The organism is Bosea sp. AS-1, assembly GCF_002220095.1.
GTDB lineage: Bacteria > Pseudomonadota > Alphaproteobacteria > Rhizobiales > Beijerinckiaceae > Allobosea.
Map to the genome: position 1 here is coordinate 3,361,997 of NZ_CP022372.1, position 18,791 is coordinate 3,380,787.

Here is an 18,791-nt window from a genome sequence, read left to right on the forward strand (position 1 = left end):
AACAAGACAACAGGGGAATACCATGACCGAGTTCACGACCGACCGCCGCACGCTGCTTGCTGGCGCCGCCGCGCTCGCCAGCCTCTCCGCCCTGCCCGGCCGCGCGCTCGCCCAGGGCGCGCCAATCCGGATCGGCACGCTGACGCCGCTCACCGGTGCGGGCGGCCCCTATGGCCCGGTCATGGTCAAGGCGGTCAAGGCCGTGGTCGACGAGGTCAATGCCGCCGGCGGCGTGCTCGGCCGCAAGATCGAGCTGATCTCTGAAGACGACCAGACCAACCCGGAAGCCGGCGTACGCGCCGCCCGCAAGCTGATCGATGTCGACAAGGTCTCGGCCATCCTCGGCACCTGGTCGTCCGCGGTGACGACCGCCGTGGCGCCGCTCTGCTGGGAATCGAAGACCTTCCTCGCGACCGTCTCGGGCGCCGATTCGATTACCTTGCTGCCGCATCAGGGCTACCTGATCCGCACCCAGCCGAACACGACCCTGCAGGGCCGCAAGTTCGGCGAGTTCTGCGTCGCCGAGAAGGCCAAGCGCGTCTTCTTCCTCTCGCCGCAGACGCCCTTCTTCAAAAGCCAGTTCGACAACATCACCGAGGCCGTGAAGAAGGCCGGCGGCGAGACCGGCTCGCTGGTCTATGACGACAAGAAGCCGGCCTATCGCAGCGAGATCGACGAGGTGCTGCGCTTCAAGCCCGATGCGATCATCTTCGGCGGCTACACCCCCGACACGGCGGTGATGCTGAAGGACGCCTATCGCGCCGGCTATGGCGGACTGAAGGTGGCGTTCGGCTATGCGGTCAACCAGAAGCTGGTCGAGAGCGTGCCGGCCGAGGTGGTCGACAAGACCTTCACCATCGCCCCCTCGCCGGCCGAGGGCTCGAAGGCTTATGCGCGTCTGGTCAAGATGATCGGCGTCGCCTCGCCCGATCCGTACACCACCCAGGTCTATGACCAGATCAACCTGATCCTGATGGCGATCGCTCTGGCCGGCGACACCTCCGGGAGCGCGATCAAGGATGCGGTCCGCAAGGTCAGCCAGGCGCAGGGCGGCGCCAAGATCGACAACGCGCTGGACGGGCTCAAGGCGATCGCCGCCAAGCAGCCGGTCGACTATGACGGCGCCAGCGGCCCCTGCGACTTCACCGAGACCGGCGACATCGCCGATTGCCAGTTCCGCTACGAGCAGGTCCAGGGCGGCAAGCTGACGCTGGTGAAGATCGCGTGAGCCAGTTGTTGCAGGCGCTCGTCAACGGGCTGATGACCGGGGCGCTGATCGCCGTTCCGGCCATCGGCTTCTCAGCCATCTTCGCGGTGCTGCGCTATCCGAATTTCGCCATCGCGGCCTATGCCACCATCGGAGCCTTCGCCGCCTGGTGGGCGAATGTCGCGATGGGGCTGCCGATACCGGCGGCGCTCCTCGTCGCCTTCGCGGTGACGGGCTTCGTCGGTGTCGTCGCGGAAGAGACTTCGCTGAAGCGCCTGCGCAATAACGGCGCGCTGATCGTGGCCATCGCCTCGATCGCGCTCAATCTCGTGCTGGAGAACATCGTCCGCTTCATCTTCGGCAACGAGATGCGCGGCTACGACCTGCCGATCGCGCGCGACATGCGCTTCGGCGACCTGCGCATCGGCCCGCAGCAGCTCCAGAGCCTGCTGCTCGCCGTCGCGATCATGGCGGCGATGTTCCTGTTCCTGCGCTATACCCGCTTCGGCAAGGCGATGCGCGCCGTCGCCGACAATCCCGACCTCGCCCGGCTCAAGGGCATCGACCCTGCGAAGATCGCGATCGTCACGCTCTTCCTCGGCGCGGGGCTGACCGGCGTCGGCGGCGTGCTGATCGGTTTGGATACCTCGATCGACCCGCTGACCGGTTATCGCGTACTGCTCTCGGTCTTCGCCGCGGCCGTGCTCGGCGGGCTCGGCTCGATCCCCGGCGCGGTCGCTGGCGCACTGATGCTGGGGATCGCCGAGGAACTCGCGCTGCTCATCGTGCCCGCGACTTACCGAACCGGCGTCGGCTTCGTCGCGATCCTGCTGATGCTCACTTTCCGGCCGCGCGGCCTCCTCGGGGAAAGGGCCGCCTGATGCTGTCCTATCTGATCTTCACCCTGACGCTCTGCGCCATCTACGGCCTGCTCGCGCTCAGCCTGAATCTGATCTGGGGCAGCGCCGGCCTCGTCAATCTCGGCCTCGCCGGCTTCTTCGCGGTCGGTGCCTACGCCTCAGCCTTGGCGACGGGGGCTGGCGCGCCCGTGCTGATCGGCTGGGGGGCGGCGCTCCTCGTCGGCGCCGCGGTCGGCCTCGTCGTCACCTTCGCGACGCTCAGGTTGCGCGAGGACTATCTCGCCATCGTCACGCTCGGCTTCGCCGAGGTCATCCGCCTCGTCGCGCTGAACGAGCGCTGGCTGACCAACGGCTCGGACGGCATTTCCGGCATCAAGGCGCCGCTCAAGGCGGAACTCGGCACGCAGAACTTCGCGTATTTCTATCTCGGCCTCGCCACGCTGGTGCTGGTGATCGTCTGGGCGCTGCTGCGCCGGCTCGACGCCTCGCCCTATGGCCGGGCACTCAAGGCGATCCGCGAGGACCAGCAGCTCGCGGCCTTCGCTGGCAAGCCGGTGCTGCGCTTCAAGCTCCAGGCCTTCGCGCTCTCGGCGGCGATCGCGGCGCTGGCGGGCGCGCTCTACGCGCATTTCCAGTCCTATGTCTCGCCGGACCATTTCCAGCCGCTGATCACGATCTACATCTTCCTCGCCGTCACCGCCGGCGGCGTCGGGCGTCCAAGCGGGGCCGTGCTCGGCGCCTATCTCGTCGTGATCTTCCTGGAGGCGACGCGCTTCGTCACCGAATGGGTGCCGGGGCTGCAACCGGTCCAGCTCGCCGCCACGCGCGAAATGCTGATCGGCATCGCCCTCATCCTCGTCCTGCATCTCAAGCCGCAGGGCATCCTGCCCGAGCGCATCCCGAAGGCGCCGGTCCCTCCGACCGCCGCCTAAACCGAAGGCCTGCCCATGTCCGACGATCTCGCCACCCTCTCCGCCCTCATCAAGGAGCCCGGCCAGCCCGACACGGTGTTCAAGGCCTTCGAGGACATCACCCGCCGCCTCGTCGGGCATGAATTGTTCACGCTGCTCTATGTCGACGGGCAGGAGGTCGCGCGCATCTATTCCAACCGGCCGACCGAGTATCCGGTATCCGGCCGCAAGACGATGGGGCCAACGCCTTGGGGCAAGCATGTGCTCGACGGGCGCCAGCCCTATCTCGGCAAGGACAAGGCCGGCATCCGCTGGGCCTTCTTCGACCATGAATTGATCGAGAGCATGGGGCTCGGCTCCGTCATCAACATCCCCGCGATCTATGACGGCAAGGTCGTCGGCACGATCAACCTGCTCGCGGCCGAGCACCATTACCGCGAGGAGCATGTCGCGCCGGTCGAGCGGCTGGCGCCGCTGCTGGTGCCGGCCTTCCTCGCCGCGCGTGCCGCCAACAAGGCCGCCTGATCCCGCTTCCCCGACGCATCCTGACCGAAGGAACAAGCCCGTGGCTTCCATCCTGTTCACCAATGCCCGCATCGTCGACGGCTCGGCGCCGGAGGCGGGTGCGCCCGTCAGCGTCCTCGTCGAGGGCGGCACCATCCGCGAGGTCGGCAAATCCGTGACCTCGGCCAAGGCCAAGGTCGTCGATCTCAAGGGCAAGACGCTGATGCCTGGCCTGATCGACGCGCATGTCCATGTCGTGGCCGGCGTCGCCGATCTCGGCGCGAATGCCCGCCTGCCGGATTCGCTGGTCACTGCCCGCTCGTTCGGGATCATGCGGGCCATGCTGATGCGCGGCTTCACCACCGTGCGCGACGTCGGCGGCGCGGATTTCGGCCTGAAGCAGGCGACAGAGGAAGGCGATTTTCCGACGCCGCGCCTCGTCATTTCCGGCAAGGCGCTGAGCCAGACCGGCGGCCATGCCGATTTCCGCGGCCGCTATGACGACCGCCCGAGCGTGATCGAGCGCCATCGCCTCGGCGCGCTCGGCCGCATCTGCGACGGCGTCGACCAGGTCCGCCGTGCCGCGCGCGAGGAGCTGAAGGGCGGCGCCGACTTCATCAAGATCATGGCCAATGGCGGCTGCGCCTCGCCGACCGACCCGATCCATTTCCTCGGCTTCTCGGTGAGCGAGCTGGAGGCGGTGGTCGAGGAAGCGAAGATGGCCGGCACCTATGTCTCGGCCCATGTCTATACCGACGACGCCATCCGCCGCTGCGTCGAGGCCGGCGTGCATTCGCTGGAGCATTGCAACCTGATCAAGGCCGAGACGGCGAAGCTCGCCGCCTCGAAGGGCGCCGTCGCGGTGCCGACGCTGGTGACATACGACAAGCTGGTCTCGGATGGGCCGAAGCTCGGCTTCCCGCCGGATTCGGTCGCCAAGGTCGATGTCGTGCGCTCGGCCGGCATGGAATCGCTCGCCATCATGAAGAAGGCCGGCCTGACCATGGCCTATGGCAGCGACCTGCTCGGCGAGATGCACAAGTACCAGTCCGAGGAGTTCGTGATCCGCGGCCGCGCCCTGCCGGCGCACGAGGTCATCGCCTCGGCGACCCATGTCGCGGCGAAGCTCCTGAAGATGGAAGGCCTGATCGGTACGGTCGCGGCTGGCGCCTATGCCGACCTGATCGTCGTCGATGGCGACCCGCTGAAGGACCTCTCGCTGCTGACCCGTCAGGGCCGGCACATCCCGCTGATCATGAAGGGCGGCGCCTTCATGAAGCGCGCCAGCCTGGGCTGAGCGGGCGCCGGATCGACAGAAGCCGATAATCCGCATCTTATACCGGCGGGGCCCACACCACCCCGGCGGTCCGTACGCTCGGAGAGGGATCATGACGGCGCTGCACTTCAAGAACTTCACCTTGCTGGAGCCTGAATTCGGCGAATTGCGCCCGGGCTACGAACTTCTGGTCGCGGACGACACGATCCGCGAGCTCTCGGACAAGCCGTTGAAATCCGCCAAGGCCGATGTGGTCGACTGTGGCGGGCGCACTCTGATGCCGGGACTGATCGACAGCCACGTCCATGTCTTCCTGTCGGAGGTTTATATCCGCAGCCTGGAGAGCATGCCGCTGACGCTGATGACGGCGCGCGCCGTCAGGCTGATGAAGGGTATGCTCGACCGCGGCTTCACCACGGTGCGCGACACCGGCGGCGCCGATTGGGGCATCAAGGAAGCGGTCGAGAAGGGGGACGTCGCAGGCCCCCGCCTGTTCATCGCCGGCGCGGCCATCGGCCCGACCGGAGGGCACAGCGATCCGCGCCGGCGCACCGATTTCGGCGCGCGCTGCCATTGCTGCAACGCCATGGCCTATACGATGAACATCTCGGACGGCATCTCCTCGGTGCGCCGATCGGCCCGCGAGCAGATGCGGCTGGGTGCCGATCACATCAAGATCATGATGTCCGGCGGCGTCGCCAGCCCCTACGACCCGCTCGACTCGATGCAGTTCAGCGTCGAGGAGGTGAAGGCCGCCGTCGAGGAGGCGAAAGCCTTCGGCCGCTATGTCTGTGCCCATGCCTATACGCCGGAGGCGATCACGCGGGCGGCGCAATGCGGCGTGCGCGCGATCGAGCACGGCAACCTGATCGATGAGGCCTCGGCCAGGCTGATGGCCGAGAACGGGATGTTCCTCACCGCCAACCTCATCGCCTACTACGCCATGAAGGAGCGCGCAGCCGAGTTCGGCATGACCAGCGATATGCTGGCGAAGAACGACCTCGTCATCGATGGGGGCCTGCGCTCCCTGGAAATCTGCAAGCGTGCCGGCGTGCCGGTCGCTTTTGGCTCGGACCTGCTCGGCCAGTTGCAGAGCGAGCAGTCGCGCGAGTTCCTGCTGCGCCGCGAGGTGCTCTCGCCGATCGAGATCATCCGGTCGGCGACGACGGTGGGTGCCCAGATCCTGCGCATGGAGGGCAAGCTGGGCACGCTGCAGGCCGGAGCCTTCGCCGACCTGATCCTCGTCGATGGCGACCCGCTGAAGGATCTCGGCCTGTTCCAGGAGCAGGGACGGCATCTGGCGGCGATCATGAAGGGAGGAACCTTCCACAAGAACACCCTGCATTGAGGTCTGCCTATCGGCTGGGCGCAGCCTGAGAGAAAACCGGGCTTCACTGTTTGTAAGTTGCATCGCAAAATCCCACGCGAACGAGGGAGCGGTCTTGGCCTGCATGTCGGACAGGATGCATCGGGAAGCCGGCGCGCGCCGCTGCTCGGGAGCGACCGGTTGAGCGCGGGTCCGCTGCGGCTCGGACGCTACGCGCTCAACGGAGCGGCCGCGCTTTCGCTCGGCTTCATCCTGCTGCCGCTGATCTTCGTCACCTGGCTCGCCTTCTTCCGCCAGGAGATCCCGTCCTTTCCGCCCGAAGGCTATTCGCTGCAGTGGTTCACGGCTGCCGCGAACAACAAATCCTTCATCGACGGCTTCATCCTCAGCCTGGAGGTCGGGGTCGCGGCGACGCTGATCGGCCTCGTCCTCGGCGTACCCGCGAGTCTCGCCCTGGTGCGCCACCGCATCCCGCTGGGATCCGGCATCAGCACCTTCCTGCTGCTGCCGCTGGTGATGCCCGGCATCGTGCTCGGCACCGCAACCTATGTCTTCCAGATCGAGGTCGAGGTTGCGACGGAGATCCCGGTCATGGGCTCGCTGATCGGATTGATCGCCGCCCACAGCCTCGTCGTGATTCCCTGGGTCGTGCGGCTGGTGACGGCGAGCCTGGCCGGCTTCGACCGCTCCATCGAGGAGGCGGCCCAGAATCTGGGTGCCGGTCCCTTCACGACCTTCTGGCGCGTGACACTGCCAAGCATCCGCCCCGGCATCGTCGCGGCGGCGCTGTTCGGCTTCGTGACCTCGTTCGGCAATCTCGAGATGAGCCTCTTCCTGGTCGGACCCGGTCGCACGACCCTGCCGATCGCCATCCTCCAATATCTCGAATGGAAGATCGACCCGACCGTGGCGGCGGCCTCGCTCATCCAGATCGTCCTGATCGGGGCCGCGATGATCGTGACCGACCGCTATGTCAAACTGAGCCGGGTGGTGTGAACGGATGGCAAGATTCTAACGATGGCAAGATTCTAAGCGATGGCACGTCTCTCGATCTCGCATCTGAAGAAGGTCTATGGCGACTTCACCGCCGTCGACGACGTCGATATCGCGGTTGCAGACGGCGAGTTCCTGGTGCTGCTCGGTCCCTCGGGCTGCGGCAAGACGACGACGCTGCGCATGATCGCCGGCTTCATCGCACCGACCTCCGGCCGCATTACCATCGGCGAGCGCGACGTCACCGACCTGCCGCCCTGGAAGCGGCATTGCGGCCTCGTCTTCCAGAGCTATGCCCTGTTCCCGCATATGACCGTGGCACAGAACGTCGCTTTTGGCCTGGAGATGCACAAGGTCCCGCAAGCCGAACGCGGCCCGCGCGTGGCCGAGGCGCTGCGGCTCGTCCGGCTCGACGGTTTCGACACGCGCTATCCGCGCCAGCTCTCCGGCGGCCAGCAGCAGCGCGTCGCACTCGCCCGTGCCCTGGCGATGGAGCCGCAGGTGCTCCTCCTCGACGAGCCGCTCTCCAATCTCGACGCCAAGCTCAGGCTGGAGGTGCGCGTCGAGATCCGCGAATTGCAGCGCAAGCTCGGCCTCACCACGATCATGGTGACGCACGACCAGGAGGAGGCGCTGACCATGGCGGACCGCCTCGTCGTGATGGAGAAAGGCAAGGTGCGCCAGGTCGGCAGCCAGCGCGAGCTCTATGAAAAGCCGGCCGACCGCTTCGTCGCCGGTTTCATCGGGCGCAGCGCCTTCGTCGACGGCGAAGTCACCGCACCCGGCCGCTTCAGGACCATGGGTGGGCTCGATATCGCCTGTGCTGCCGCCTCCGAGCCCGGCCCCGCGACGCTGGCTCTGCGGCCCGAGCGGATCGCGGTCGGTGGCGAGGCCGACGGCCTGCCGAACCGCTTCGCGGCGAAGGTCGAGCACGCCTCCTATCTCGGCGCCTCGCTCGACATCCAGGTCGCCCTCGACGAGCATGGCCGCATGCTGCTGCAGATCCCGAACCGGGCGGGGCTCGCCGAGCCGCAGCCGGGCGAGGCCATCACGATAGGCTGGGCCGAAGACGCCGGGCTCGTCTATCCGCGCGGGGCGTGAGCCCCGTTCGGCGTCCAGACAAAAGGGGATAAGATCATGACCGCATTCGACAGGCGCGACCTTCTGAAAGGAGCCGGTGCCGCCGCGCTCGCTGCGGCGGCCGGCACGCCAGCCTTCGCCCAATCCGGCGGCCGCGTCGTGGTCGGCACCTGGGGTGGCGACTATGCCCGGCTGCTGACCAAGAACATCGAGGACCCGATCCTCAAGCCCAAGGGCATCGAGGTAGTGCAGGACCAGGCCGGCGACGCGCCGCGCCGGGCCAAGATGGTCGCCGAGAAGCGCCTGCCGCGCGGCACTGTCGACATCCAGGGCTTCTCCGCCGCCAACATGTTCGAGATGAACGAGGCCGGCGTGCTCGAGCCGATCGACTACGCCAAACTGCCCAACGCCAAGAACCTGCTGCCGACGATGAAATATCCCTACGGCATGGGGCACATCTATTCGGGCAATGTCGTCATCTACAATCCCAAGCTGATCTCGCCTGCCCCGAAAGGCTTCAAGGACTGGCTCGATCCGAAATGGGGCTCCAAGATCGGCTTCATCGACATCCAGTATCAGTCGATCTTCATCGCCGCCTCAATGGCTGCGACGGACGGCAAGGACATGAACGACCTCGACAAGGCGAAGGAGGTGCTGCTGGCGGTGAAGAAGGCGGGCGGGCGCGTCTATCCGACCAACGAGGCTTTCGCCGCCGCCATGAAGAACGAGGAGATCGGCATCAGCGCGATCTGGAAGGCCCGCGTCGTCCAGTGGCAGAACGCCGGCATCCCCTGCGAGGCCGTCTCCCCGATCGAGGGCATCCCGACCTATGTCTCGGGCTTCGTCATCGCCAAGAACGCGCCGAACAAGGCCAATGCCTATGCCTATATGGATGCGATGCTCGCCAAGGCTCCGCAGGAGGCCTTCGCCGTCGACATGGGCTACAACGGCACGGTCTCGGGCCTCGACATCGATCCGGCGCTGCAAAAGCGCATCGGCTTCACGCCGGAGGAAGAGAAGACCCTGAAGGACCTCGACTACGCCTTCCTCGCCAAGAACGACGCGGCGATGAAGGAGTGGTGGGACAAGGTCTTCAAGGGCTGACATGGCTCGCCCGTTCGACCATCGCCGCCGCCTGACGCGGCTTTCCGCGCTTCCGGTACGCATGGGTGGATGCCCGTTGCACACCGGTTCACGAGAGCCGCGCCATCAGGCACGCGCCGGCGAACGGTCCTACGATGCCAGGGGTGTATCCCCGGGGCGTGGCTCATGAGCGCGGCCGCTCCCGAAGCCGTGGCCGGCGCGCGGACCAACCTCGCCGGCCTGCTGGTCGTTCCGGCGACGCTCTTCGTTGCCGTGATGCTGCTCGGCCCGCTCGCGATCCTGTTCCGCTACTCGCTCAACAAGTTCGTTCCCGGCCAGTTCATGGTCGATGCGCTGGTCGTCGAGAACTATGTCAAGTTCTTCACCGACGCCTATTACCTCAACGTGCTCGCCCGTACCGTTCGCGTGGCGGTGATCTGCACTCTGGCCTGCCTCGTCATGGGTTTCCCGCTCGCCTATGTGCTGGCGCGGACGCAGAGCCGCTTCAAGAACCTGCTGGTCATCGCTGTGGTGCTGCCGCTCTTCGTCGGCAACGCCGTGCGCGCCGCCGGCTGGATGACCCTCTTCGGCAGCAAGGGAGCGTTCAACGCCTCGCTGATGGGGCTCGGGTTGATCGATCAGCCGCTGGAGATCATGTACACCGAGAATGCCGTGCTGATCGGCATCTGCGCCGTCAACCTGCCCTTCATGGTGCTGACGCTGCAGAGCGTGATCGAGGGCATTCCGCGCAATGTCGAGGAGGCTGCCTTCAGCCTCGGCGCCAACCCTGCGGCGATGTTCCGCCGGGTGCTCTGGCCGCTGGCATTGCCCGGCACCCTCGCCGGCACGATCCTGACCTTCATCCTGGCGATGAACGCCTACGCCACTCCGGTGCTGCTCGGCGGCCCGAAATTCCAGATGATGGGACCGCTCGTCTACGGACAGTTCGCCCAGCAGAACAACTGGCCGTTCGGCGGCGCCATTTCGTTCATCCTGATGATTTCCACCCTCCTGCTGACGATGGGAGCGCATCTCATCGTCCAGAGGCGCTACAGATCGAACGAGCCGGCTGGCTGACCGCTTCGTTTCAGCGCGTCAACATCGGGGGCCGGGTAGGTCGCGGAAAGCGGGCGGCCCTATTTTGCGACGAGAGGGCACTTGCTCTCCGACAGCGGCCAGACCGTCTCTTCCGGCGCGATCTTGCGCACGATTTCGAAATAGTCCCATGGGGCCTTTGAATCCGCCGGCTTCTTCACGCGTGCCAGGTACATCTCCCGCAAGACCCGGCCGTCGGCGCGAATCTTCGCATTCTGCGTGAAGGCGTCGTTGATCGGCATGGCCCTCATCGCGGCGGCCACCTTGTCGGGATCGTCCGTACCGGCCTCCTTGATCGCCTTGAGATAGTGCAGCACCGAGCCATAAACGCCGGCGTGCAGCATCGAGGGCATCATCCCCGTCCGCTCCATGAACTGCTTCGACCAGACCCGGGACGCGTCGTCGATGTCCCAGTAGGAGGCCGTCGTCAGATAAGTGCCCTGCGTCGCCTTGAGCCCGAGGCTGTGGACGTCCTGCAGGAAGAAGATGAGCGCCGCCAGGCTCTGCCCCTGTTCGGTGATGCCGAATTCGCCGGCCTGCTTGATGGCGTTGACCGTATCGTTGCCGGCATTGGCGATTCCGATCACCTTGGCGCCGGAGGCCTGCGCCCGCAGGAGAAAGGAAGAGAAGTCGGCATTGTTCAGCGGGTGACGGACCGCACCGACGACCTTGCCGCCATTGGCCTCGACGACATCGGTCGCGTCCTTCTGCAACTGGTGGCCAAAGGCATAATCAGAGGCGAGCATGAACCAGCTGGTTCCGCCCGCCTTCACGACGGCCGAGGCCGTGCCACGCGCGACCCCGTAGGTGTCGTAGGTCCAGTGGAACCCATAGGGCGAGCACTGCTCGTTGGTGAGTGCGGTCGTGCCGGCGCCGGAATACATGACGAGGTGCTTCTTCTCGCGCGTCAGGGACTGGATCGCGAGCGCAACGGCCGAATTCGGCACGTCGACGATCGCATCGACCTTGTCGACGTCGAACCATTGGCGGGCGATGGTCAGGCCGACATCCGCCTTGTGCTGATGGTCGGCAGCGAGAATCTGGATCGGCTTGCCGAGAACGGTGCTGCCGAACTCCTTCACCGCCATCTCGGCGGCAACGACCGAACCCTTGCCGGTAATGTCGGCGGTGACGCCGGCCATGTCGGTCAGGACGCCGATCTTGACAACATCATCGCTCACCTGCGCGCGAGCGGCGCCGGCATAGGCAATCATGGCCGTCACGCCGGCCAGCAGCAGCTTCTTCATTTCGTCCTCCCGGATAAGGTCCGCTTGGCGCGGATCGTCAGATCATTCGCCTACAGGCCATGCTCATCGAGCCAGCGCAGGAGCCTGTCGGCGATGGCACCGCTGTTGTCCTCGATCATCGGCATGTGGCCGTTGCCTTCGATGCCTTCGTCCGGCAGCCACAGGAACTCTGCGCCCAGATAGTGCGCGGTCGCTTCATCCATCGCTCTGGGATGCCTGGGATCGTGGTCCCCGGTGACGACCAGGATCGGCGTCCGCGCCAGAGAAGCGGGGTCGGCGATGCGCAGGCCCCGCCCCCCGATATTGAAGCGCTCATTGAAGAGGCGCGCGCTCTCCGGCACGATCGAGAGACGGTATTGGTCGAAGCTGTGCTGCGGGAAGCGCGGAGCGTTGGCCCAGAAGCTCCGCATGAAGGCATCGCCGACGCGGACGGGCCGATCTTCCGGCGTCATCACCGGGCAACCAAGGCTGATGTCGTTGCCGAGCCTGGCAACCGCTTCACGATCCTCGGGCAAGACAGCCAGAATGTTGGCCGGCGCGCCGGGGGCGATGCCGAGAACGGCCGCGACGGAGCGCTGTGCCCGTTCGGCGATCCACCATGCCATCGGCCCGCTGGCGGAATGGACGAGCAGAACAGCCGGGCCGACCTGTTCGACCAGCGCGAGGATCGACTCCGCGATATCCTGCGTCGGCAGGGAAGCCAGATCCTCGCAGACGGGCGAGCGGCCATGGCCGGGCCAGTCGACCACGAAAACATCCCGGTTCGCCGCGGCGAAGTGCGGCGCCCACCCCTCGCGGCCATCCGGCGTCGCGAGATAGCACTGCCCGGTATGGCAGCCGCCATGGACCATCACGACAGGACGATGATGGGATGCGGCCCGTGCAGGCAGGTGATCGACATAGATCGGGCGAGTAGCCGTTCCGCTGAAGAAGGCGCGTCCGAATATCCCTCGGGCCGTAACGGGACGCGCACTCGCGGGAGCTGGCCTGTTCATGCGATCCTCCCGCCGGCAGGGCGTCGAGGCCGTGCCATCTTCTTGCCCGGATGCTACGACCAATGCTGCCATGAGATCAACAAGAAAGTCTCATATGAGACCAAATAAGTCCGAGCTGCCCGCCCTGCCGAGCCATGCCGCCGAAGGCGATGAAAGCCTGCGCAGCATTCTGGGCGGCACGGAAATCCCAACCGCCTACAAGATCGGCTATATCCTCAACTTCTATCGGGAGCCGTCTTTTCGACGCATCGAGGCCGAGTTGGGGCTCACGCGCCCGGAGATCGTGATCCTGCTCGCCCTGCATTTTCGCGAGGGCATTACGGCCGCCGAGTTCTGCGAATTCTCAGGACATCTCAAAGCGGGCGTTAGCCGCGCCGCCATCGCGCTTGAGAAGAAGGACCTGATCCGGCGAGTCACCGACCAGATGGACAGCCGCCGGCAGCGCCTCTTCCTGACGGATGCCGGACGCGAGCTGTACAGCCGCTACATCCCGGGATTGAAAGCGCGGGAAGCAGCGATGCTTGCCTGCCTCTCAGGCGCGGAGCGCAAGCAGCTCGACCGCCTGCTCGACAAGCTCGCCGCGCATGTTCCCGACTGGGGCTCGGCTTCAGAGCTCTGAGCCCCGTCGATATCGCAGTGCGGGCGTTGTCGCCCTCGCGCGGCATTGAAGCGCCACAGGCGAACCTTCGCGCTCCAGCCGGACGCTAAGGCTCGCGGCTCTGCCGCAAGACGTCGACCAAATGGGAGGCGTCAGCGATCTAGGTCGACATCAGAATCGCGCGCAGCTGGAGCAGTTCCTCGCAAACCGCTTCCAGCTCCCCCACAGCGAAGCCATCGCGAAGAACCGGGATATGCGCGGTGAGCCGCTCGCCGAGAATTCCCGTGAAAGTTGCCCGGCCGTCAGACGAAACGACAAGGCCGTTCCGCGCCTCGTAGGATGCGTTCCAGGCGATCGCCTCGGCCTGATCCATCGCTCCGGGCAGGTCGAGCTCAAGAGCCCCCGATGTCGTCAAGCGAACGGGATACCCACCAGGCAGGCCGTTCGGCCCCGGCACATGTCCGCGCCAGCCCCGGCCGGCGGCCATGGCGAGCAGCATCGGGACGCCGCTCGCCCCCGAGATCTCGATCACCGGCTCGGGCGTGAGCTGGATATCGGCGAAACGGGCATAGACATCCGCGACCTCGGCGCCGTCGAGCCAGACACGCGGCGGCCGCCCGTCGCGCTCGTCCGGCCGGCGACGCCAGGCAGCGAGATTCTGGTAATGGGCAAGGACCTTGACCTCGCTTCGCGGCGGTGTGGCGGCCGAGCCGGCAAAGACATTGGCCAGGATCGCGACATTGCCCATGCCGCAGGCGACATCGTGGCCCATCGCCTTGATCATGCCGTTGACCACGTCGGGAAAGCCGCAATTGATCAGCGTCACCGGCTTGCCGGCGCGCGTGATCGCCGCGGCGACGCGCGAGGACAGCAGCGCCTGAAAAACCGCCGTGGCGCTCAGGCCGCCCTCAGCGACGAGCTGCGTCCAGGCGTTGCCGGTCTGTGCAATCACCTGCGAGGTCTGGATCGAGGCGGCCTGGACGACGATGCGTGGGCCGGTTGCGGCGAGCATCTCGTCCGATGCGTTCGGCGCGAGCAGGTCGACTACGTGGGTGGTGAAGCGCGCCTTCTTGCCGAACAGGGCCGCGCGGGCGTTCGCCGCGGTCCGCAGCCAGTTCAGCCGCTCGCGATTGCGTCCGGCGATGACGACCTCGACCGGTTCGTCGGCAGTGGCCGCGATGTCGAAGGCGATGCGTGCAGCGAAGCCGCCGGTTCCGGAAACCAGAATGTCGCAAGCGGCCATGTCAGTGCCCCGTCGCCATCGCCGCACGATCCCAGCAATCGTCGAGTCGGGGCGAGAGTCTGTGCTTCATGATGCGCTGGCTCGCCGTGCGTTCGAACTCGTTGACGACGGCGATGTAGCGCGGGTTCTGATAGGGCGCGAGGCGCTGGCCGAGCCAGCCGGAGAGCTGCCGCGGATCGATGATCGCCCCTTCGCGCGGCTTGACGAAGAGCTTGATGTCCTGCTCGCCGACATCGGCCGCGACGCCGATCATGGCACAATCCTCAACCGCCTCGTGCTCGGCCGCGACATGCTCGACCTCCCACGCCGAAACGTTCTCGCCCCGGCAGCGCACGCTGTCGGTCATCCGGCCGTGGAAATAGAGATTGCCCTGCGGATCGAAGGAGCCGAGGTCGCCGGTATGGAAACCGTCAGGGCGCAGGGCCTTCGCCGTCGCCTCGGGATTGTCGAGATAACCGGGGAAGATCGCGCCGGGGATGCTGGTCTCGATCACGATCTCGCCGCGGGCGCCGGCAGCTACCGGCTGCCCCTGCGCATCCTCCAGCCGCACCGTGAACCAGGGCAGCGGCCTCCCGACCGAGCCGACCAGTCCGGTGACGTTGCAGGTGGTGAGGCTCGAGGCTTCGGTCATGCCGTAGCATTCGCGGATGTCGATGCCGAAGCGGTCGCGGAAAAGCGGCCAGATATCGGCCGGGCAGCCGCCGCCCCAGGCGATGCGCACACCGTGCTCGCGGTCGCGCGGCGACGGCGGCTGCTTCAGCAGGATCTGAAGAATACCGCCGAGATAGTGGATATGGCTGGCGCCTTCGGCCCTGACCTGATCCCAGAAGCGGCTGGCGCTGAAGCGCTCGACCATGGCGAGCGTGATGCCACGCAGCATCGGCAGAGGCAGAAGCTGGGCGCCGCCGATATGGTAGAGCGGCTCCCAGACGAAGAAGACGTCGCCAGTCTTGGCATCGGAGAGCAAGGCGACGCTCTCGGCCGCCAGCCGCAGCATACGGTGCGAGACGATCACCCCCTTCGGGCGGCCCGTCGTGCCTGAGGTGTACATGATCGCGAAGACGGCATCCGCGGACGGGGCAGGTTCCGCGAAGCCCGCGGGCTCGGCGAGGATGGCGTCGAGCTCGCCGCCGGGCGCATGGGCGAGCAGCGGCAATTCCGCCTCCGGCCCCATCGCCTCGGCGATCTGCGGCGCGAGCTCGGCGTCGGCCACGACGAGGCGGGGCTGCGAATGGGTCAGCAGATAGCGCAGCCCCTCGCCACGTTGCTGCGCATTGACCGGCACCCAGGCGACGCCGGCCCGCGCCAGGCCGAAGACCACGGCGATGGTCGCGATCGAATTGCGCATCATCACCGCGACACGGTCGCCGGCGACGATGCCGCGCATCCGCAGATGCGCGGCGAAGGCGGCCGAGCGCCGCTCGATCTCGGCATAGGTCACAGGCTCGCCGCAGAAGCGCGCATAGACCTGCTCCGGCGCCGTCGCGGCACGCGCTGTCAGAAGGCTCACGAAGCCGTTGTCGTCTGGGATCGTCATGGTCGCCGGTCGATCAGGAGGAGGAGCGGAAGCGTTCCGCGACGAGCAGCATCGCCGTCACCACGATGAAGACGATGACCGAGACCGCCGCGAGCGTCGGATTGAGCTGCAGGATCATGTCGTCCCACATCTGCTTCGGCAGCGTCGTCTTGAGCCCGCCCGAGACGAAGATCGCAATGGTGAGCTCGTCGAAGGAGGTGATGAAGGCGAAGAGGAAAGCGGCGACGAGGCCGCCTTTGACCAACGGGATGGTAACGCCGGTCAACGTCCGCACCCGGTTGGCGCCGAGCGTCGCCGCCGCCTGGTCGAGGCGCTGGTCATAGGTCTTCAGCACGGCGGCGATGGTGACGAGGGTGAAGGGGATCGCCAGCACGGTATGGCCGATGACGAGGCCGAGATCGGTCGCGATCAGCCCGATACGCGCGAAGAGGTAGAACAGCCCGACCGCGATCACGATGCGCGGAACGATCATCGGCGCGAGGAAGAAGGCGAAGATCAGCCCGGCCCAGCGGGTGCGGCTGTTCGCCAGCGCCAGCGCCGCGAAACCGCCGATCGCCGTCGCGGCAAAGGCGGTGACGAAAGCGACCGCGAAGGAACGAATCGTCGCCTGAATCCACAGCGGCGATTCGAAATAGGTCCGGAACCAGCCGAGTCCGTAGCCGGGCGGCGGGAATTCCAGAAATTGCGAGGAGGTGAAGGCGAGCGGAATGACGAGCAGCGTCGGCAATACCAGGAAGGCGATGACGAGCCAGCAGAAACCGGGCAGCAGCAGTGCGCAGAGGCGCTTGCCGAGCAGGGCCTGCGTGACCGCCCCCAGGCGCGCGGCCACGGTCGCGACGAGAGAGAGGATCGCCAGGCCGAGATCGCGGATCCGGCCGGTGCCGACCTGGGCTGCCCCCCCGGCGATGGTCGAAAGCCCGAAGAGCCGGTCGTAGACGACGCAGGAGACCAGCGCCGCCGCCAGCATCATCGCCGAGAGCGCGCCGGCGAAGGACCAGTTCAGCAGCTCCTGCACCTGCGTGATGATGAGCTGCGCCAGCATGGTCTCCTGCCGCCCGCCGAGGAAGGCGGGGACGATGAAGAAGCCGAGCGAGGAGATGAAGACGAGCAGTCCCGCCGCCGCGACGCCCGGCAGGGAGAGCTTGAAATAGACGAGCCAGAAGGCGCGCGCCGGCGCGGCGCCCAGCGTCTGCGCCGCCTGGACCAGCCGCCGGTCGATGCCGGTCATCACCGGCAGCATGGTCATCACCGCCAGCGGCACCATCGCATGGACCATGCCGACCATAACGCCGAACTGGTTGTTGATCAGCGAGAGCGGCTGGTCGACGACATGAGCGCCTGTGAGCAGGGAATTGATCACGCCGGTGCGGCCGAGGATCAGCATCCAGGCGAAGGTCTTGACGAGATAGCTCGTCCAGAACGGCACCATGACGAAGAGCAGCATCCGCCCGCGGAACAGGTCGGGCAGGCGCGCCAGCCAATAGGCCAGCGGATAGCCGATCAGCAGCGACCAGAGCGCCGTCCAGCCGGCGATGCGGAAGGTGATGCCGAGCACGCGCAGATAGACGTCGGTCGCGGCGATGCGCTGATAGGCACCGGCCGAATAGGCCCCGCTTTCCGGATCGATGGCGCTCAGACCCAGGAGCTGCGCCACCGGCCAGACGAAGAACACCGCGAGGAAGACGAGGCCGGGCACGGCCAGCCAGAGCGCGCTGGGGCGCAGCCTGCCGGTGCGGGTCGGCGCGCGGCCGATGCTGACGGCGCTCATGCGACCAGCACCGCCTTGTCGCGCGGCCAGCCGGCGACGATGGCCTCGTCGATGGCGGGCACGGCGTCGTCGGGGCCGAGGCGCAGCACGAGCTGGCCGCCATCGGCGAGCGCTGCAATGATGCGCGTCTCGGAGCCGGCATAGACGATCTCGCTGACCCGCCCGTTGACGGCGTTGCCGTCCTGCGCGCCGAGGCGAAGGTTCTCGGGCCGGATCACCAGTGCGGCATCGGACGTCTCGCACTGCGCCCCGCGCGGCAGAGCGAAGCGACCGTGGGCGGTTTCGAGCGAGCCGTTGCCGTCCCAGCGACCGCGGAAGATGTTGGAGATACCGATGAAATCGGCAGCGAAAGCGGTCCGTGGCCGCTCGTAGATCTCGCGCGGCGTGCCGAGCTGCTCGATCTTCGCGTGGTTCATCAGGCAGATGCGATCGGACATGGCGAGCGCCTCCTCCTGATCATGCGTGACGTAGACGATGGTGGCGCCGCTTTCGCGATGCAGCCGCTTGATCTCGATCTGCATGTGCTCGCGCAGCTTCTTGTCGAGGGCGCCGAGCGGTTCGTCCATCAGGATGATCGAGGGCTGGTAGACGAAGCAGCGCGCCAGCGCGACGCGCTGCTGCTGGCCGCCGGACAGCTCGCGTGGAAACCGCCCGCCGAGATGCCCGAGATGCACCATATCCAAGGCTTCGGAGACGCGCTTGGCGACCTCCGCACCCGGACGCCCGCGCATCTTGAGCGGAAAGGCGATGTTCTCCGCCACCGTCAGATGCGGGAACAGCGCGTAATGCTGGAAGACGAGGCCGATGTCGCGCTGATGGACCGGCGTGGCCGACTGGTCGCGCCCGTCGATCACCACCCTGCCCTCGCTCGCCTCGACCAAGCCACAGATGAGCTGGAGCAGCGTGGTCTTGCCGGAGCCCGAAGGCCCCAGCAAGGTCAGGAACTCGCCCTCCGCGACGCTGAGCGAGCTCGGTTCGAGGGCCGTGGTGGCGCCGTAGCGCTTGCCAAGTCCTTCGATAACGAGCTTGAGCTTGGCAGCCTTGGGTTCGGTTGCGTTCATGCCGTC

The 18,791-nt window shown here is 66.6% G+C and carries 17 protein-coding genes; 11 read left to right on the forward strand and 6 right to left on the reverse strand.

What is annotated here, in order from left to right; genetic code table 11:
* Window positions 1–22: 22 nt before the first annotated feature.
* The 10 genes from CE453_RS17835 to CE453_RS17880 all read left to right on the forward strand — a co-directional run bounded on the left by CE453_RS17835 (window position 23) and on the right by CE453_RS17880 (window position 10,318).
* Entirely contained in the window at window positions 23–1,228 is a 1,206-nt protein-coding gene (locus CE453_RS17835) for an ABC transporter substrate-binding protein (RefSeq protein WP_089175801.1), read from the forward strand.
* Complete coding sequence (locus CE453_RS17840; protein ID WP_248307774.1) at window positions 1,225–2,088, forward strand: branched-chain amino acid ABC transporter permease; 864 nt, start codon at window positions 1,225–1,227, stop codon at window positions 2,086–2,088. The genes CE453_RS17835 and CE453_RS17840 overlap by 4 nt, the downstream gene beginning before the upstream one ends.
* Window positions 2,088–2,999, forward strand: coding sequence for a branched-chain amino acid ABC transporter permease (locus CE453_RS17845; protein ID WP_089175802.1), 912 nt, complete (start codon window positions 2,088–2,090; stop codon window positions 2,997–2,999). The genes CE453_RS17840 and CE453_RS17845 overlap by 1 nt, the downstream gene beginning before the upstream one ends.
* A 15-nt stretch (window positions 3,000–3,014) precedes the next feature.
* Complete coding sequence (locus tag CE453_RS17850) at window positions 3,015–3,503, forward strand: GAF domain-containing protein (RefSeq protein ID WP_089175803.1); 489 nt, start codon at window positions 3,015–3,017, stop codon at window positions 3,501–3,503.
* Between the two features lie 40 nt (window positions 3,504–3,543).
* Window positions 3,544–4,779, forward strand: coding sequence for a metal-dependent hydrolase family protein (locus CE453_RS17855; protein WP_089175804.1), 1,236 nt, complete (start codon window positions 3,544–3,546; stop codon window positions 4,777–4,779).
* Window positions 4,780–4,870: 91 nt separating this feature from the next.
* Window positions 4,871–6,106, forward strand: a complete 1,236-nt coding sequence (locus CE453_RS17860) for a metal-dependent hydrolase family protein (RefSeq protein WP_089175805.1) — start codon at window positions 4,871–4,873, stop codon at window positions 6,104–6,106.
* A 159-nt stretch (window positions 6,107–6,265) separates the two neighbouring features.
* A complete protein-coding gene (locus tag CE453_RS17865) occupies window positions 6,266–7,081 on the forward strand; it encodes an ABC transporter permease (protein ID WP_198302138.1) in 816 nt (271 codons plus the stop codon).
* 39 nt (window positions 7,082–7,120) lie between these two features.
* Complete coding sequence (locus CE453_RS17870; RefSeq protein ID WP_089175806.1) at window positions 7,121–8,179, forward strand: ABC transporter ATP-binding protein; 1,059 nt, start codon at window positions 7,121–7,123, stop codon at window positions 8,177–8,179.
* 36 nt (window positions 8,180–8,215) lie between these two features.
* Complete coding sequence (locus CE453_RS17875; protein WP_089175807.1) at window positions 8,216–9,262, forward strand: ABC transporter substrate-binding protein; 1,047 nt, start codon at window positions 8,216–8,218, stop codon at window positions 9,260–9,262.
* Window positions 9,263–9,427: 165 nt separating this feature from the next.
* Window positions 9,428–10,318: an ABC transporter permease gene (locus CE453_RS17880; RefSeq protein WP_089175808.1), complete on the forward strand. Its 891-nt coding sequence runs from the start codon at window positions 9,428–9,430 to the stop codon at window positions 10,316–10,318.
* Window positions 10,319–10,377: 59 nt separating this feature from the next.
* Here CE453_RS17880 and CE453_RS17885 read toward each other — a convergent pair whose 3' ends face one another.
* Both CE453_RS17885 and CE453_RS17890 read right to left on the reverse strand, forming a co-directional pair.
* Window positions 10,378–11,583, reverse strand: a complete 1,206-nt coding sequence (locus CE453_RS17885) for an ABC transporter substrate-binding protein (RefSeq protein ID WP_089175809.1) — start codon at window positions 11,581–11,583, stop codon at window positions 10,378–10,380.
* A gap of 50 nt (window positions 11,584–11,633) precedes the next feature.
* Window positions 11,634–12,578 carry an alpha/beta fold hydrolase gene (locus tag CE453_RS17890; protein ID WP_089175810.1) on the reverse strand — a complete coding sequence of 315 codons (945 nt, stop codon included), beginning with the start codon at window positions 12,576–12,578 and terminating at the stop codon, window positions 11,634–11,636.
* On the opposite strand from CE453_RS17890, the gene CE453_RS17895 reads away from it, so the two are divergent.
* Entirely contained in the window at window positions 12,577–13,197 is a 621-nt protein-coding gene (locus CE453_RS17895; protein WP_248307775.1) for a MarR family winged helix-turn-helix transcriptional regulator, read from the forward strand. The two genes, CE453_RS17890 and CE453_RS17895, sit on opposite strands and share 2 nt — an antisense overlap.
* A gap of 139 nt (window positions 13,198–13,336) precedes the next feature.
* Here CE453_RS17895 and CE453_RS17900 read toward each other — a convergent pair whose 3' ends face one another.
* The 4 genes from CE453_RS17900 to CE453_RS17915 are packed head-to-tail and all read right to left on the reverse strand — an operon-like array spanning window position 13,337 to window position 18,785.
* Window positions 13,337–14,419 carry a hypothetical protein gene (locus CE453_RS17900; protein ID WP_089175811.1) on the reverse strand — a complete coding sequence of 361 codons (1,083 nt, stop codon included), beginning with the start codon at window positions 14,417–14,419 and terminating at the stop codon, window positions 13,337–13,339.
* 1 nt (window position 14,420) lies between these two features.
* On the reverse strand, window positions 14,421–15,956 hold the full coding sequence (locus CE453_RS17905) for a class I adenylate-forming enzyme family protein (RefSeq protein ID WP_089175812.1): 1,536 nt from the start codon (window positions 15,954–15,956) through the stop codon (window positions 14,421–14,423).
* A 13-nt stretch (window positions 15,957–15,969) separates the two neighbouring features.
* Window positions 15,970–17,724 carry an ABC transporter permease subunit gene (locus tag CE453_RS17910; protein ID WP_089175813.1) on the reverse strand — a complete coding sequence of 585 codons (1,755 nt, stop codon included), beginning with the start codon at window positions 17,722–17,724 and terminating at the stop codon, window positions 15,970–15,972.
* Window positions 17,721–18,785 carry an ABC transporter ATP-binding protein gene (locus CE453_RS17915; protein ID WP_089175814.1) on the reverse strand — a complete coding sequence of 355 codons (1,065 nt, stop codon included), beginning with the start codon at window positions 18,783–18,785 and terminating at the stop codon, window positions 17,721–17,723. The genes CE453_RS17910 and CE453_RS17915 overlap by 4 nt, the downstream gene beginning before the upstream one ends.
* Window positions 18,786–18,791: the final 6 nt, after the last annotated feature.

Excerpts from the sequence above, each read along its gene's own strand:
- CE453_RS17835 (WP_089175801.1), top strand. The coding sequence starts at position 23 with ATGACCGAGTTCACGACCGACCGCCGCACGCTGCTTGCTGGCGCCGCC.
- CE453_RS17885 (WP_089175809.1), bottom strand. The coding sequence starts at position 11,583 with ATGAAGAAGCTGCTGCTGGCCGGCGTGACGGCCATGATTGCCTATGCC.
- CE453_RS17905 (WP_089175812.1), bottom strand. The coding sequence starts at position 15,956 with ATGACGATCCCAGACGACAACGGCTTCGTGAGCCTTCTGACAGCGCGT.
- CE453_RS17845 (WP_089175802.1), top strand. The coding sequence starts at position 2,088 with ATGCTGTCCTATCTGATCTTCACCCTGACGCTCTGCGCCATCTACGGC.
- CE453_RS17890 (WP_089175810.1), bottom strand. The coding sequence starts at position 12,578 with ATGAACAGGCCAGCTCCCGCGAGTGCGCGTCCCGTTACGGCCCGAGGG.
- CE453_RS17895 (WP_248307775.1), top strand. The coding sequence starts at position 12,577 with ATGCGATCCTCCCGCCGGCAGGGCGTCGAGGCCGTGCCATCTTCTTGC.
- CE453_RS17915 (WP_089175814.1), bottom strand. The coding sequence starts at position 18,785 with ATGAACGCAACCGAACCCAAGGCTGCCAAGCTCAAGCTCGTTATCGAA.
- CE453_RS17910 (WP_089175813.1), bottom strand. The coding sequence starts at position 17,724 with ATGAGCGCCGTCAGCATCGGCCGCGCGCCGACCCGCACCGGCAGGCTG.
- CE453_RS17900 (WP_089175811.1), bottom strand. The coding sequence starts at position 14,419 with ATGGCCGCTTGCGACATTCTGGTTTCCGGAACCGGCGGCTTCGCTGCA.
- CE453_RS17880 (WP_089175808.1), top strand. The coding sequence starts at position 9,428 with ATGAGCGCGGCCGCTCCCGAAGCCGTGGCCGGCGCGCGGACCAACCTC.
- CE453_RS17850 (WP_089175803.1), top strand. The coding sequence starts at position 3,015 with ATGTCCGACGATCTCGCCACCCTCTCCGCCCTCATCAAGGAGCCCGGC.
- CE453_RS17860 (WP_089175805.1), top strand. The coding sequence starts at position 4,871 with ATGACGGCGCTGCACTTCAAGAACTTCACCTTGCTGGAGCCTGAATTC.
- CE453_RS17875 (WP_089175807.1), top strand. The coding sequence starts at position 8,216 with ATGACCGCATTCGACAGGCGCGACCTTCTGAAAGGAGCCGGTGCCGCC.
- CE453_RS17870 (WP_089175806.1), top strand. The coding sequence starts at position 7,121 with ATGGCACGTCTCTCGATCTCGCATCTGAAGAAGGTCTATGGCGACTTC.